The sequence below is a fragment of the Brachybacterium sp. NPDC056505 genome, from assembly GCF_042794925.1.
GTDB classification, from domain to species: domain Bacteria; phylum Actinomycetota; class Actinomycetes; order Actinomycetales; family Dermabacteraceae; genus Brachybacterium; species Brachybacterium kimchii.
In genome coordinates, this window is sequence record NZ_JBHTSV010000006.1 from 1 (window position 1) to 13,968 (window position 13,968).

13 protein-coding genes are annotated in these 13,968 nt (G+C 72.4%); 3 read left to right on the forward strand and 10 right to left on the reverse strand.

Annotation, left to right across the window (positions count from 1 at the left end; translation table 11 throughout):
* Positions 1–91 precede the first annotated feature (91 nt).
* Together ACFQ53_RS05855 and ACFQ53_RS05860 are read right to left on the reverse strand one after the other, a co-directional pair.
* On the reverse strand, positions 92–1,156 hold the full coding sequence (locus ACFQ53_RS05855; RefSeq protein WP_249479469.1) for an NAD(P)-dependent alcohol dehydrogenase: 1,065 nt from the start codon (positions 1,154–1,156) through the stop codon (positions 92–94).
* 296 nt (positions 1,157–1,452) lie between these two features.
* Complete coding sequence (locus ACFQ53_RS05860; protein WP_228358279.1) at positions 1,453–1,863, reverse strand: VOC family protein; 411 nt, start codon at positions 1,861–1,863, stop codon at positions 1,453–1,455.
* A 345-nt stretch (positions 1,864–2,208) separates the two neighbouring features.
* Here ACFQ53_RS05860 and ACFQ53_RS05865 point away from each other — a divergent pair, with 345 nt between their 5' ends.
* The gene (locus ACFQ53_RS05865) at positions 2,209–4,176 is read left to right on the forward strand and encodes a potassium transporter Kup (protein ID WP_377856712.1); all 1,968 of its coding nucleotides are present in this window, start codon (positions 2,209–2,211) and stop codon (positions 4,174–4,176) included.
* A gap of 21 nt (positions 4,177–4,197) precedes the next feature.
* Here ACFQ53_RS05865 and ACFQ53_RS05870 read toward each other — a convergent pair whose 3' ends face one another.
* Positions 4,198–5,001 carry a siderophore-interacting protein gene (locus tag ACFQ53_RS05870; RefSeq protein WP_377856715.1) on the reverse strand — a complete coding sequence of 268 codons (804 nt, stop codon included), beginning with the start codon at positions 4,999–5,001 and terminating at the stop codon, positions 4,198–4,200.
* Between the two features lie 56 nt (positions 5,002–5,057).
* Positions 5,058–6,083 carry a thiamine-phosphate kinase gene (gene thiL, locus ACFQ53_RS05875; protein ID WP_377856718.1) on the reverse strand — a complete coding sequence of 342 codons (1,026 nt, stop codon included), beginning with the start codon at positions 6,081–6,083 and terminating at the stop codon, positions 5,058–5,060.
* A 41-nt stretch (positions 6,084–6,124) separates the two neighbouring features.
* Between thiL and ACFQ53_RS05880 the strand changes: the two genes are divergently transcribed.
* Entirely contained in the window at positions 6,125–6,631 is a 507-nt protein-coding gene (locus tag ACFQ53_RS05880; protein WP_249479459.1) for a DUF3515 family protein, read from the forward strand.
* 5 nt (positions 6,632–6,636) lie between these two features.
* On the opposite strand, the gene ACFQ53_RS05885 is transcribed toward ACFQ53_RS05880, so the two are convergent.
* From ACFQ53_RS05885 to leuC, 6 genes are all read right to left on the reverse strand, one after another.
* Positions 6,637–7,752 (reverse strand): D-alanine--D-alanine ligase family protein, encoded by a 1,116-nt coding sequence (locus tag ACFQ53_RS05885; RefSeq protein WP_377856722.1) that lies wholly within the window; start codon positions 7,750–7,752, stop codon positions 6,637–6,639.
* Between the two features lie 14 nt (positions 7,753–7,766).
* Positions 7,767–8,768 (reverse strand): NAD(P)H-dependent glycerol-3-phosphate dehydrogenase, encoded by a 1,002-nt coding sequence (locus tag ACFQ53_RS05890; protein ID WP_377856725.1) that lies wholly within the window; start codon positions 8,766–8,768, stop codon positions 7,767–7,769.
* A complete protein-coding gene (locus ACFQ53_RS05895; RefSeq protein ID WP_377856728.1) occupies positions 8,765–9,427 on the reverse strand; it encodes a hypothetical protein in 663 nt (220 codons plus the stop codon). Before ACFQ53_RS05895 ends, ACFQ53_RS05890 begins: the two co-directional genes overlap by 4 nt.
* A gap of 8 nt (positions 9,428–9,435) precedes the next feature.
* On the reverse strand, positions 9,436–10,752 hold the full coding sequence (gene murA / locus ACFQ53_RS05900; protein WP_249479455.1) for a UDP-N-acetylglucosamine 1-carboxyvinyltransferase: 1,317 nt from the start codon (positions 10,750–10,752) through the stop codon (positions 9,436–9,438).
* Positions 10,753–10,853: 101 nt separating this feature from the next.
* Complete coding sequence (leuD, locus tag ACFQ53_RS05905) at positions 10,854–11,459, reverse strand: 3-isopropylmalate dehydratase small subunit (protein WP_377856732.1); 606 nt, start codon at positions 11,457–11,459, stop codon at positions 10,854–10,856.
* A 48-nt stretch (positions 11,460–11,507) separates the two neighbouring features.
* Positions 11,508–12,980 carry a 3-isopropylmalate dehydratase large subunit gene (leuC, locus tag ACFQ53_RS05910; RefSeq protein WP_377856735.1) on the reverse strand — a complete coding sequence of 491 codons (1,473 nt, stop codon included), beginning with the start codon at positions 12,978–12,980 and terminating at the stop codon, positions 11,508–11,510.
* Between the two features lie 228 nt (positions 12,981–13,208).
* Here leuC and ACFQ53_RS05915 point away from each other — a divergent pair, with 228 nt between their 5' ends.
* Positions 13,209–13,943: an IclR family transcriptional regulator gene (locus ACFQ53_RS05915; RefSeq protein ID WP_152352762.1), complete on the forward strand. Its 735-nt coding sequence runs from the start codon at positions 13,209–13,211 to the stop codon at positions 13,941–13,943.
* Positions 13,944–13,968: the final 25 nt, after the last annotated feature.

Consider the following 13,968-nt stretch of genomic DNA (forward strand, 5'->3'; position numbering starts at 1 on the left):
CCCCTGAAGGAGGCCGCCGGGCCCGTCGGACGCCGGTGCACGGGGCACCGTGTGCGCGCGGTCGATCACCGACCGTCGCGCGGGTCGGGGCTCAGACGCCGACCGGAGCGTCCTCGAAGGTCGCGGTGTCGATCACGGCGCGGAAGTAGACCTCGCCGTTGACCACGCGGTCGTAGGTCGCGTCGACCTCGTCGACCCCGATGACCTCGATCTGGGCGCCGATGCCGTGCTCGGCGCAGAAGTCGAGCATCTCCTGGGTCTCGGCGATGCCGCCGATGTTGGAGCCGGCGAGCACCTTGCCGCCGCCGATCAGTGCACCGAAGTGCAGCGGCTGCGCGGCCGGCGGGAGGCCGACGACGGCCATCACGCCGTGCGGCTTGAGCAGCCGCAGGTAGCTGTCGACGGGGATGTCGGCGCTGATCGTGTTGAGGATCAGGTCGAACTCGCCGCGGTGCTCCTCGTAGAAGCCGTCCTCGGTGGTCGGGAGCATCCGGGTCGCGCCCAGATCGATCGCGAGCTGCTCCTTCTTGCGCGAGCGCGAGAGCACGGTGACCTCGGCGCCCATGGCCGCCGCGAGCTGGACGCCCATGTGGCCGAGGCCGCCGAGGCCCAGCACGGCGACCTTCTTGCCCTCGCCGACGCCCCAGCGGGCGAGCGGGGCGTAGGTCGTGATGCCGGCGCACAGCAGCGGGGCGGCGACGTCGAAGTCGAGGCCGTCGGGGATGCGGCACACGAAGCGCTCGTCGACGACGACCTTCTGCGAGTAGCCGCCCTGGGTGATGGTGCCGTCGACGTCCTTGACGTTGTAGGTGCCGACGCTGCCGTTCAGGCAGTCCTGCTCCTGGCCGGCGAGGCACTGCTCGCACTCGCCGCACGAGTCGACCATGCAGCCCACGCCGACGCGGTCGCCCACGGAGTACTTCGTGACCTGGTCGCCGACGGCGGAGACGACGCCCGCGATCTCGTGGCCGACGGTGAGCGGGAAGTGCGCCTCGCCCCACTCGTTGCGGATGGTGTGGATGTCGCTGTGGCAGATGCCCGCGGCCTTGATGTCGATGACGACATCGGCGGGTCGAGGGTCGCGACGCTGGATCTCTGCGACCTTGTACGGCTGGTCGGGGCCGGTCTTCTGCAGGGCCTTGACGGTGAAGGGCACGGTCGTCTCCTCGGAGCTCGGGTGCGGATGGATGCCCGCCGGGCTGTCCGGAGCGATGCTCCTTAGACGGGTGCGATCTCGCGAACGCACCCCTGCGGCGGGCGACCCCTCAAGCGTAGTCCCGCAGGTCCCCGCGCGATCGGCCGACGAGATTCTCCAGACACTCGGGAATCCCCGGCGGCTCCGACCGTCGGCCGCGGCGCGCGTCAGCGCAGAGGATGGGCGAGACGCAGCGGAGGCACGAGCTCCGCGCGCTCCGCCCGGCCGTCGGCGCGGCGCTCCGGCATCGGGGCCGCTCAGCCGACCTGCTGGAGGCGGACGATGTTGCCCGCCGGGTCGCGCAGCGCGCAGTCGCGCGGCCCCCAGTCCTGATCCGTGGGCTCCTGGATGACGTCGGCCCCGGCGGCCTCGATGCGTGCGAACTCGGCGTCGACGTCGTCGGTGGACAGCAGCACCATGGCGAAGACGCCCTTGGCCATGAGGGAGGCGACGGCGGCGCGCTCCTCGTCGGTCGCGGCGGGGTCGACGACCGGCGGGGCGAGGACGATCGAAACCGACTCGTCGTCCTTCGGGCCGACGGTGATCCACCGCATGGCGCCCTGGCCCACGTCGAGGCGGACGTCGAAGCCGATGACGTCGCGCCAGAAGGCGAGGGAGGCGTCGGGGTCGGTGTGAGGGAGGAACGAGGTGCGGATGCCGATGCTCATGGCCCCATTGTGCGCGCGGGCGAGGCGGGGTGTGCGGATCGCCGTCTGCGCGCGGTGGGTCATGGGAGGAGCAGCAGCCGCCCGGTGCTCGGATCCCCCCATGTGACGCACGGATCGCGCGTGCTGCGGGCGGGCTCTGTGCATCGGACCCCGGCAGTGGCAGGATGTCCGCTCGTGGTCACTGAACCAGGCCGTGCCCCGCATTCTCGCGGGAGCATCACCCCCGCAGCCGCCCCGTCGGCTGAGTCCCCTTCCACGGCAGACGCCCCGAGCACCGAGGCGCCGGGCGCGGGCTCCCCGCGCGCGGCCTCATCGGACGCGGAACCCTCGGACCCTGCTCCGCACATGTCCCCCGGGACCCGCTCGACTCCCCCGCCGCGCGGCCCGCGACGCTCCCGTCGGGCCCTGCTCGATCCCGACGGCCGGCCCCGCCGCCGCCAGCCCGTCGCGGCTCTCATGCTCGGCGCCGCGGGCGTCGTGTTCGGCGACATCGGCACGAGCCCCCTGTACTCCCTGCAGACCGTCTTCAGCACCCACCACAACTCCGTCGCCCCCACCGACCAGGACGTGCTCGGCGTGATCTCGATGATCGTGTGGTGCCTGATCCTCATCGTCACGGTCACCTATGTGGGCGTGATCCTGCGGGCCGACAACCAGGGCGAGGGCGGCATCCTGTCCCTCGCGAACCTCATCCAGCGCAAGCTCGGCAAACGCTCAACGCAGGCGTCGATCGCCCTGATCCTCGCGATCATCGGGGCGACCCTCTTCTACGGCGACTCCGTGATCACCCCGGCGATCTCCGTGCTCAGCGCCTTCGAGGGCCTGCAGGTGGCGAACCCGGCGCTCGGCGCCTGGGTGGTGCCCGCGGCGGTCGTGGTCCTCACCGGGCTCTTCCTCGTGCAGCGGTGGGGAACGGGCGCGATCGGGAAGGCCTTCGGGCCGATCATGGTGTGCTGGTTCCTCGCGATCGCCGCGCTGGGCCTGCCGCACCTGCTCTCGAACCTCTCGATCCTGCGCGCCATCTCCCCCAGCTATGCGATCGTCTTCGCGCTGGACCGGCCCGTCGTCGCGTTCATCGCGATGGGCGCGGTGGTCCTCGCGATCACGGGCGCCGAGGCGCTCTACGCCGACATGGGCCACTTCGGCCGGCGCCCGATCGCCCTCGCGTGGCTGTGCCTGATCCTGCCGTCCCTGCTCATCTGCTACTTCGGGCAGGGCGCGCTGATCCTCTCCGACCCCTCGGCGATCGCCAGCCCCTTCTTCCGCCTCGCCCCGTCGTGGGCGCGGATCCCGCTCGTGGTGCTCGCGGCGATGGCCACGGTCATCGCCTCCCAGGCGGTCATCTCCGGCGCCTTCTCGGTCTCCCGGCAGGCGACCCGACTGGGCCTGCTGCCGCGGCTGAAGGTCCTGCAGACCTCGAAGATCCACGGCGGGCAGATCTACCTGCCGGTGGTGAACCTCTTCCTGTTCCTTGGCGTGCTGACCCTGGTGCTCGCCTTCCGCTCCTCGGAGTCCCTGGCCTCCGCCTACGGGCTCTCGGTGACGGGCACGCTCCTGCTCGAGCTGTCCCTGTTCCTCCTGCTGGCGCTGCGCGTGTGGGGATGGCCGCTGTGGCGCGTGGTGCTCATGGCCGTCATCGTCGGGGGGCTCGAGCTCGCCCTGTTCGCGGGCAACGTCATCAAGGTCGCCTCGGGCGGCTGGCTGCCCCTGGTCATCGCCGCGGCGCTGCTCGTGGTCATGCTGACGTGGCGGCGCGGGGCGCGCGAGTACTTCGGGCGCCGTCACGCCCTCGAGGGGCCGATCGACGAGTTCGTCCGGGAGATCCGCGAGAAGCATGTCCGACGGGTCCCGGGCCTCGCGGTGTACCCGCACGGCGATCCCACGACGGTCCCGCTCGCGCTGCGCTCGAACCTCCGTTTCAACCGCATGGTGCATCGCAACGTCGTCATCATCACGATCCGCAACGTGGGGGTCCCGCACGTGCTGCACGATGCCCGCGTGCAGGTCAGCGACCTCGGCGATCCGCACGACGGCATCGTGCACGTCACCTACAAGGTCGGCTTCAACGACTCCCAGGACCTGCCCGCGGCGCTCACCGAGGCCGTGGGCCTCTCCCCCGAGCTGCGGGTGGACCCGAGGAAGGCGATCTACTTCCTGTCCGTCTTCCGCATCGAGCCCGGCGAGGACCGCTGCATGCCCCACTGGCAGAAGGGCCTGTTCCGTCTGCTCGAGAAGTTCTCCGCGAACAAGACCCACGCCCTGCACCTGCCGCCCGAGCGCACCGTCGTGATGGGCGCCGAAGCGCAGGTCTGAGCTGCCCGGTCCGGCGACGAGTCAGAGGGCGGCCTTGCCGAACCTCCAGTAGCCGGTGAACTCGATGCGCTTCTTGGGCACCTCGTGCGCGACCAGGTGGCGGCGCCCCTCAGCCACGAGCGCCTGCTCTCCGGCGAGGTACGCCTGCAGCTCGGCGCCGTGCACCGGTGGCAGCTCGCGCAGCGCCTCGAGGGCGAGCACACCGGGGCGGTCGTGCGGGTCGGCGCGCAGGATCCAGCGCACCTCCATGTTCTCCGGGGCCTCGTGGGGCTGCTCGTCGGCCGCCTCGGGGATCTCGAGGATCGCGGTGCCGCTCGTGCTGCGCGGAAGGTCGCGCAGGATGCCGAGGATCGCGGGCAGCGCGGACTCCTCGCCGACGAGCAGCACGGAGGCGGCATGGGCCAGGAGATCGAATCCGCGGCCCTGGTCGATCATCATCACCTGCTCGCCCTCCTTCGCGCGGCGTGCCCAGGGGCCGGCGATTCCGGCGTCGCCGTGGGAGACGAAGTCGATGTCGAGCTCGCCGTCCTCGGCGCGCAGCTCGCGGATGGTGTAGCTGCGCACGGGCGGACGCTTGCCAGAGCTCGTGGTCAGGTACTTCAGCGCCCCGGCGAGGCCGAAGCCCTCGGGCACGCGCGAGTAGTCGGTCCCGCCCTCGGGGTGCGGCAGGAACAGACGCACCCACTGGTCGAAGCCGTGGGCCGGGATCGTGGTGACGTCCTCGCCCTCGAGGGTCACGCGGATCATGTGCGGGCCGACCTGCGCGGTGCGGGCGACGCGCGCGAGGTGGTGCCCGCGGAAGCGGCGGGCGTCGGTGAACGCCATGGGTGGTGGGCCTCCTCGGATCGTCGGGCCGACGATCGGCCCGCAGTGAGGTGAGCCTATCCGAAGTGATCGAAGCCGAGGTCGGCGAGCACTGCGCCGTCGAGCACCACACCGGGCTCCTCCCCCGGCGCGAGGGCGCGCACCAGGCCGATCCGTCGGAACCCCGCGGGGATCTCGCCCTCCTCGAAGGTCGCGAGGAGGGCATGCTCCTCCCCGCCGCCCAGCACCCACTGCCAGGGGTCGGCGCGCTCGGTGAGGAGATCCGCGGCCGGTGCGAGCGCGTCGGCATCGGCCGCCAGCACGGCGCGATCCAGGTCGAGGACGACGCCGCTCGCCCGTGCGATGCGTCCGCCGTCGCGGGCGAGTCCGTCGGACACGTCGAGCATGGCCCGAGCGCGCCCGGGGCATGCCGTCCAGCCCAGGGAGATCTCGGGGTCGGGTGCGTCGTGCCAGGCCACGAGGGCGGCAGGGGTCACGTCGGGGCTCCGGCCGCCGTCGGCGCCGTCGTCCCCACGATCTCCGACCAGCGCCTCCCCCTCTCCCGCGAGGACGAGCGCGAGACCGGCGGCGGAACGGCCGATCAGAGGGCTGCCGAGCGCGAGCACCTGGTCGGGCCGCGCTCCGTCCCGTCGGACCGGCGCCTGCCCCTCCGGGAGCGCCCCGACCGCGGTGACGGTGATCGAGAGCGCGTCGGCCGCACCGAGGTCGCCGCCCACGACGCTCACGCCCTCGCGCGCGCACCTCTCGGCGAGACCGCGGCTGATGCCCTCGAGCAGCTCCGCGGGCGTCTCGCGCGGAGCGGAGACCGAGACGACGACGGCCTGCGGGCGCGCGCCCATCGCGGCCACGTCGGCGAGGTTCTGCACCGCGGCCTTGCGACCGATCCATTCCGGCCGGGTCGCGGACAGCAGGAAGTCGTGCCCCTCGGTGAGGGTGTCGGTCGTGATGACCAGTCGCGGGGAGGCCAGGCGCACCACGGCCGCGTCGTCGCCGGGGCCCAGCTCGACGTCGGAGCCCTGGGCGAGCCCGGGCGTGATCCGCTCCAGCAGGCCGGACTCGGTGAGGTGCTCGATGCGCGTCATCCCCCCAGTGTGCCCGAGGTCAGGCCCGATATCCTCGGGGGATGCGTCGCGCTCTGCCCCGCCTCCCCGCGCTCCCCGCCCTGCTCGCCGGGGCGCTGGTGCTCGGCTGCTCGGCGTGCGCCACGGTGCGCGTGCCCGCGGGCGAGGACGCCGCGGATCCGGCGTGCGCGCAGATCGTGCAGGACGCGCCGGAGCAGCTCGAGGGCCAGTCGCGACACGCGACCAGCAGCCAGGGCACTCTCGCCTGGGGCAGCGGCGACGAGGCGATCGTGCTGCGCTGCGGCGTCGCTCCCCCGGGTCCGACCACGCAGATGTGCACGACCCTCACCGACGCCGACGGCACCGGCGTGGACTGGATCATCGACGAGGACGGCTCGTCGGACGGGATCGTGCGGTTCACGACCTACGGACGCACCCCGGCGATCGACCTCACCGTGCCGCGCGAGGTCGTCGGCGACCAGGCCTCGGCCGCGGCACTGGACCTCACCGACCTGGTGACGTCGATCCCCGCCGAGCGCCACTGCCTCGGCGCCGACGACGTCCAGTAGGCCCCTCAGCGCAGACCGATGCGGCGGGTCCGCGCCTGCTCGAGCAGGTCGCTGATGAGGCTCGTGTAGTCCATGCCCATGTTCTCCCAGAGCACGGGGAACATCGAGGACGGCGTGAAGCCGGGCATCGTGTTGACCTCGTTGACCACGACCTCTCCCGTCTCGGTCACGAAGACGTCCACGCGGCCCAGGCCCTCGAGGCGCAGCGCGGTGAAAGCGCGCCCGGCGACCTCGCGCACGCGCTCCGCGGCGCCGTCCGGCAGGGCCGCGGGCACCTGGATGCTCACGGTCCCCTTGCCGAAGTACTTCGACTCGTAGTCGTAGAAGTCCAGGTCGTCGCCCACGATGACCTCGCCCGGCTCGGTGGTGCGCGGATCGTCGCCGCCGCGGCCCTGGAGCACGCCGCACTCGACCTCCCTGCCCACCACGCCCTGCTCGATGAGGATCAGCGGATCCTCCGCGAAGGCGGTCTTCACGGCGTGCTCGAGCTCCGCGGGGTCGGTCACCTTGGAGACGCCCAGGCTCGAGCCGGCGCGGGCGGGCTTGACGAACCACGGCGCGGCGAGGCGCTCGCGCACGCTCCCGGTGACCTCCTCGGCCCGCTGCGCCCACTCGTCCTCGTGGACGCTGATGGACGGGGCCGACGCGATGCCCGCGGCGTCGAGGGCGGCCTTCGTGGCCGTCTTGTCCATGCAGGTGGCGGAGGCGAGGACGCCGCTGCCCACGTAGGGGATGTCGAGCAGGTCGAGGGCGCCCTGGACCGTGCCGTCCTCGCCGTAGGGGCCGTGCAGCAGGGGGAGCACCGCGTCGACCTCCGCGAGCGGCTCCACGCGACCGTCCCGGACCACGCGCAGCGGCACCGGTGCGCCGGGGGTCTTGGTGACCGCGGGCAGGAGCACCTCGTCCCCGTCGGCCGGGACCTCGGGCGGGGTCGCCCCGCGCAGCTGCCAGTCGGCGGGGTCGTCGCTCACGTGCAGCCAGCGCCCCTGGCGGGTGATGCCGATCGCGACGACGTCGTACCGCTCACGGTCGATCGCGCCGAGGATGCCGCCCGCTGTCACGCAGGAGATGCCGTGCTCGCCGGAGCGGCCGCCGAACAGGAGCGCGATGGTGGAGGTCATGGGGTCGAGAGTAGTCACTCGGGTCGCACGGAGCGCGCGAGCAACGCCGTGGTGACCTGCTCGATCGGGACTCCGTGATCGACGACGTCGACGACGCCGCGGGTGATCGGCATGTCGATCCCGAGCCTGCGGGCGGTCTCGTCCACGGCGCGCGCGGTGGCGACGCCCTCGGCGGTCTGGCCCACCTCGGCGGCGGCCTCCCCGACGTCCAGTCCCCGTCCCAGCGCGTGGCCCATGCGGTGGTTGCGCGAGAGCGGGGAGGCGCAGGTGGCGACGAGATCGCCCATCCCCGCGAGTCCCGCGAAGGTGCTCGCCTGCCCGCCCACGGCGACGCCCAGGCGGGTGATCTCGGCGAGGCCGCGGGTGATGAGGCTCGCGCGGGCGTTGTCGCCGTAGCCGAGCCCCGCGGCGGCGCCGACGGCGATCGCGATCACGTTCTTGACCGCTCCGGCGACCTCGACGCCGATGACGTCCTTCGAGGTGTACGGGCGGAAGGAGGGGGCGGCGCACCAGGTCGCGACCGTGCGCGCGAGCTGCTCGTCGTGCGCGGCGATGACGCTCGCGCACGGCTGGCGCCGGGCGATCTCCACGGCGAGGTTCGGACCGGACAGCACGGCGACGCGCTGCGGGTCGACCTCTCCGGCCTCGGCGATCACCTGGCTCATGCGCAGGTCGGTGCCGCGCTCGATGCCCTTGGCGAGCGAGAGCACGGGCACCGCGGGCAGCGTGCTGCCTCCCGTGCGCCAGGCGGAGAGGTTCTCGCGGAGGCTCTGGGCGGGCAGGGCGAGGACCACTCCGTCGACCCCGTCGAGTGCCTCGTCGATCTCGGAGGTGGCGGTGACCCGCTCGGGCAGACGGACGTCGCCGAGATACGCGGGGTTGGCCCCGTGGTCGCGGATCTCGCGGGCGGTCTCCTCGCGCCGCGCCCAGAGGACGGCCTCGCAGCCGGCGTCGGCGAGGACCAGCGAGAAGGTGCTCCCCCAGCTGCCGGCGCCGAGCACGGCGATGCGGGTCATCGGCCGAGGAACCTGCCGCGGCCGAGGGCCCGACGGGGCGCACGGTCGGTGACGGTGCGCGGACCGGTGGTGCGGGGTCCGAGCGCACGGCGGCGCACGGTCGCGGGCGCGCGCCGGGCGAGCGCGTTGACGGCCGCCGCGTGCATCATGCGCCGCGGCGCGAAGGCGATGCGGCCGCGGACCGAGCGGTACTTCACGGCCGTGGTGACCTGCAGCAGCTCGCCGCCGGGCAGGAGCGCCACGCCGATCCGCACCGAGAGGTTCTGGTCGTCGTCCTTGATCAGCGCCTCGCTGCCGCGGACCTCGTCGGTCACGTACTGCTTCTCGGGCGGCGGGACCATGTCGAACAGGCGCACGGCCTCGTCGCGCAGGGCGCGCAGGCCGCGCGTGCCCAGCGGCGTGTTCTCGTGGGAGAAGATCGCCTCCGCCCACACTCGCGGGTCCTCGACGTCGACCCCGCGGGTGGGGACGATCACCACATCGCAGTAGTCGGGCACGGGGATGTCACGCAGCGCGAGCGAGCTCGCCGCCGCGCTCGTCACCCCGTCGCCGCGATCCTCGGAGGCGCGGTCCCCAGGCGTGCGGCCCGCTGACGCACGGTCCCCAGGCGTGCGGTCGACGGTCGTGCCCTCGAGGATGTCGTCGTGCTGCTCGCTCATGCGTCCTCTCAGTCCTCCCAGTACTCGGCGCCGAGCGCCGTGAGCTTGTCGCGGAAGGCCTCGTAGCCGCGGTCGATGAGGTCGATGCCGTGGATCGAGCTGACGCCGTCGGCGCCGAGCGCGGCGATGAGGTACGAGAACCCGCCGCGCAGGTCGGGAACGGTGATGTCGGCCCCGTGCAGCTCCTGGGGCCCGGAGATCACGGCCGAGTGGTTGAAGTTGCGCCAGCCGAAGCGGCAGCTCGAGCCGCCCAGGCATTCGCGGTAGACCTGGATGCGGGCGCCCATGTCGTTGAGGGCCCGGGTGAAGCCCAGGCGGTTCTCGTAGACGGTCTCGTGCACGATGGAGATGCCCTCGGCCTGGGTGAGCGCGACGACGAGCGGCTGCTGCCAGTCGGTCATGAAGCCGGGGTGGACGTCGGTCTCCATGGCGATCGAGCGCAGCGGCTCGTCGGGCCGGAAGAAGCGGATGCCCTCCTCGGTGATGTCCAGCCCGCCGCCGATCCGGCGGAACACGTTGAGGAACGTGGACATCGGCTTCTGCTGGGCGTTGCGCACGAAGACGTCGCCCTTGGTCACGAGCGCCGCGCAGGCCCAGCTGGCCGCCTCGATGCGGTCGGGGATCGCCACGTGCTCGTAGCCGCCGAGGCGCTCGACGCCCTCGATCGTGATGGTGCGGTCCGTCTGCAGGGTGATGAGCGCGCCCATCTTCTGCAGGACGGCGATGAGGTCCTCGATCTCCGGCTCGACGGCCGCGTTGGTGAGCTCGGTGAGGCCCTCGGCGCGCACGGCCGTCAGCAGCACCTGCTCGGTCGCGCCGACGCTCGGGTACTCGAGATGGATCTTCGTGCCCTTGAGCCCGTTCGGCGCGGTGATGTGGATGCCCAGCTCGCGCTTGTCCACGTGGGCGCCGAACTCGCGCAGCACGTCGAGGTGGTAGTTGATGGGCCGGTCGCCGATGCGGCAGCCGCCCAGGTCGGGGATGATCGCCTCGCCCAGGCGGTGCAGCAGCGGGCCGCAGAACAGGATCGGGATCCGCGAGCTGCCCGCGTGCGCGTCGATCTCGGTGGCGTGCGCGCGCTCGACGTTCGAGGGGTCCATGCGAATCAGGCCCGCCTCGACGTCGCGCTCGATCTTCACGCCGTGGACCCTGAGCAGATCCGCGACGATCTGCACGTCGCGGATGTCGGGCACGGAGCGCAGCAGGCTGGGCTCCTCGCCCAGCAGCGCCGCCACCATCGCCTTGGAGACGAGGTTCTTGGCGCCGCGCACGGTGATGTCACCGTTGAGCGGGCGCCCTCCGCGCACGTGGAATGTCGAGGTCATATCGTCCTTGAAGCGTTCCGGGGACCCCCGGGCGGGGTCCGTCCTCCGATCCCGACAGAGTACCGGAGGGCGATGTGGCGGGGCTGGACGTCGGCCGCTGCTCAGTCCGCGGCGCGCGCGGGCAGCGTCTTGGGCATCCAGCGCGGTCGCCTCGTCTCGAACGCGGAGATGTCGGCCTCGTGGCGCAGGGTCAGGCCGACGTCGTCCAGGCCCTCCATGAGGCGCCAGCGGGTGTACTGGTCGATGTCGAAGCGGAAGGTGGCGTCGGCCGCATGGACCTGCTCGTTCTCGAGGTCGACGGTGATCTGTGTGCCCGGCGCCTCCTCGAGGATCTTCCACAGCTGCTCGATGTCGTCCTGGGAGAGCTTGGCCGCGACCAGGCCCTGCTTGCCGGCGTTGCCGCGGAAGATCTCGGCGAAGCGGCTCGAGAGCACGGCCTTGAAGCCGTAGTCGCGCAGCGCCCAGACGGCGTGCTCGCGGGAGGAGCCGGTGCCGAAGTCGGAGCCGGCCACGAGCACCGAGCCGTGCGAGTAGGGCTCCTGGTTCAGGATGAAATCGGGGTCCTTGCGCCAGTTGACGAAGAGGCCGTCGTCGAAGCCGGTCTTGGTGACCCGCTTGAGGTAGACGGCGGGGATGATCTGGTCGGTGTCGACGTTGCTGCGGCGCAGTGGGACGCCGACGCCGCTGTGGGTGGTGAACTTCTCCATGGTCTGTGCTTCCTCGCTCGTGGGTCGTCGGCCGATGCGTGCTCGCGCTCAGGCGATGCGCAGTCCGCCCGGGAGCGGCACGCGCTCGGCGCGGGGCGGCTCGGCCGCGGGGTCGACGGGCTCGAGGTCCGACGGGGAGCTCAGGGTGCCGCGCACCGCGGTCGCCGCGGCGACCACCGGGGAGACCAGGTGGGTGCGGCCTCCCTTGCCCTGCCTGCCCTCGAAGTTGCGGTTCGAGGTCGACGCGCAGCGCTCCCCCGGCGCGAGCTGATCGGGGTTCATGCCCAGGCACATGGAGCAGCCGGCCTGGCGCCACTCGGCGCCGAAGGCGAGGATCTCGCGGTCCAGGCCCTCCTGCTCGGCCTGCAGCTTCACGCGCGCCGAGCCGGGGACCACCATCACCCGCACGTCCGGGTCCTTGCTGCGCCCGCGGATCACGTCCACGAAGGCCCGCAGGTCCTCGATGCGCGAGTTCGTGCACGAGCCCATGAACACGGTGTCCACGCGGATGTCCTTGAGCGGCGTGCCGGGCACCAGGTCCATGTACTTCAGAGCGCTCTCGGCGCTCGCCCGCGACGTATCGTCCGTGAAGTCCTCTGGTGCGGGGACCGCGGCCGACAGCGGCAGGCCCTGCCCGGGGTTCGTGCCCCAGGTGACGAACGGCTCGAGCTCGTCGGCGTCGATCACGACCTCCGCGTCGAAGGCCGCGCCCTCATCGGTGCGCAACGACCTCCAGTACTCGACGGCCTCGTCCCACAGCTCGCCCTCCGGGGCGTGGGGACGACCCTTGACGTACTCGAAGGTGGTCTCGTCGGGGGCGACCATGCCCGCGCGGGCACCGGCCTCGATCGACATGTTGCAGATGGTCATCCGCCCCTCCATGGAGAGGCTGCGGATCGCCTCGCCGCGGTACTCGAGCACGTAGCCCGCACCGCCGCCGGTGCCGATCTTCGCGATCACCGCGAGGATGATGTCCTTCGCGCTCACGCCCGGCTTCAGGGTGCCGTCCACGGTGATCGCCATGGTCTTGAAGGGGGCGAGCGGCAGCGTCTGGGTCGCCATCACGTGCTCGACCTCGCTGGTGCCGATGCCGAAGGCGAGCGCACCGAAGGCGCCGTGGGTGGAGGTGTGCGAGTCGCCGCAGACCACGGTGATGCCCGGCATGGTGAGCCCCAGCTGCGGGCCGACGACGTGCACGATGCCCTGCTCCCGGTCGCCCAGGGAGTGGATGCGCACGCCGAACTCCTCGGCGTTGCGGCGCAGGGTGTCGATCTGGGTGCGGGAGGTGATGTCGGCGATCGGCTTGTCGATGTCGACCGTGGGGGTGTTGTGGTCCTCGGTCGCGATGGTCTGGTCCACGCGGCGCAGGTCGCGGCCCTCCTGGCGCAGTCCGTCGAAGGCCTGGGGGCTGGTCACCTCGTGGAGGAGCTGGAGGTCGATGTAGAGCAGGTCGGGCTCGCCGTTCTCTCCCCGGCGCACCACATGGTCCTTCCACACCTTCTCCGCGAGCGTGCTCGCCATGGCTCCTCTTCCTTCCCTCGTGATCATCCGGCGTCCGCGCCGGATGAGGTCCGGCACGATGCCGGGTCGGCCTCCGGTGCGGGCCCGGTGCGGGGCCGACGGGCCCGACGGCCCGGGGGCCGACGAAGTCGTCGCGCGCACCGACGCTCGGCCGGAACACTGCAATCGTCGCGAGGGAAATGCCGCTGCGCACTTGCGTCTCAACAAATAAGACGGCAATATCGGAGCATGGACACCACCACGGAGGAGGGCGGAAGCGGCGTCGGCGTGCTCGACAAGGCCGCAACCGTCCTCGGAGCCCTCGAAGCAGGCCCTGCGACCCTCGCCCAGCTCGTCCAGTCCACGGGACTGGCCCGCCCCACGGCCCATCGCCTCGCGGTGGCACTGGAGCATCATCGCCTGGTGGCGCGCGACATGCAGGGTCGTTTCATCCTGGGGCCCCGCCTCGGGGAGCTCTCCGCCGCCGCGGGCGAGGACCGTCTGCTCGCCGCCGCGGGCCCCGTGCTCACCGCGCTGCGCGACCACACGGGCGAGTCCGCCCAGCTCTACCGCCGCCAGGGCGACCACCGCATCTGCGTGGCGAGCGCCGAGCCGCCCATCGGCCTGCGCGACTCCGTGCCGCTCGGGTCCACCCTGACGATGAAGGCCGGCTCGGCCGCCCAGATCCTGCTGGCCTGGGAGGAGCCGGACCGCCTGCACCGCGGCCTCCATGGCGCCCGCTTCACCGCGACCATGCTCTCCGCGGTCAGGCGCCGCGGCTGGGCCCAGTCCATCGGTGAGCGCGAGGCGGGAGTCGGCTCCGTCTCGGCCCCGGTGCGCGGTCCGGGTGGGCGCGTGATCGCGGCCCTGAGCGTCTCGGGCCCGCTCGAGCGCATCACCCGACAGCCCGGCCGCCTGCACGCCGCCGCCGTGATCAGCTCCGCAAACCACCTCAGCGAGGTCCTGCGCCGCGCGGGCGGCTGAGCCGGGGCGGAGCGGCCGCAGGGCG

Bases quoted from the DNA above. Each gene is read 5' to 3' on its own strand.
- ACFQ53_RS05860 (WP_228358279.1), bottom strand. From the start codon at position 1,863: ATGAGCATCGGCATCCGCACCTCGTTCCTCCCTCACACCGACCCCGAC.
- leuC (WP_377856735.1), bottom strand. From the start codon at position 12,980: ATGGCGAGCACGCTCGCGGAGAAGGTGTGGAAGGACCATGTGGTGCGC.
- ACFQ53_RS05865 (WP_377856712.1), top strand. From the start codon at position 2,209: ATGTCCCCCGGGACCCGCTCGACTCCCCCGCCGCGCGGCCCGCGACGC.
- thiL (WP_377856718.1), bottom strand. From the start codon at position 6,083: ATGACGCGCATCGAGCACCTCACCGAGTCCGGCCTGCTGGAGCGGATC.
- ACFQ53_RS05895 (WP_377856728.1), bottom strand. From the start codon at position 9,427: ATGAGCGAGCAGCACGACGACATCCTCGAGGGCACGACCGTCGACCGC.
- ACFQ53_RS05870 (WP_377856715.1), bottom strand. From the start codon at position 5,001: ATGGCGTTCACCGACGCCCGCCGCTTCCGCGGGCACCACCTCGCGCGC.
- ACFQ53_RS05890 (WP_377856725.1), bottom strand. From the start codon at position 8,768: ATGACCCGCATCGCCGTGCTCGGCGCCGGCAGCTGGGGGAGCACCTTC.
- ACFQ53_RS05885 (WP_377856722.1), bottom strand. From the start codon at position 7,752: ATGACCTCCACCATCGCGCTCCTGTTCGGCGGCCGCTCCGGCGAGCAC.
- ACFQ53_RS05880 (WP_249479459.1), top strand. From the start codon at position 6,125: ATGCGTCGCGCTCTGCCCCGCCTCCCCGCGCTCCCCGCCCTGCTCGCC.
- murA (WP_249479455.1), bottom strand. From the start codon at position 10,752: ATGACCTCGACATTCCACGTGCGCGGAGGGCGCCCGCTCAACGGTGAC.
- ACFQ53_RS05915 (WP_152352762.1), top strand. From the start codon at position 13,209: ATGGACACCACCACGGAGGAGGGCGGAAGCGGCGTCGGCGTGCTCGAC.
- leuD (WP_377856732.1), bottom strand. From the start codon at position 11,459: ATGGAGAAGTTCACCACCCACAGCGGCGTCGGCGTCCCACTGCGCCGC.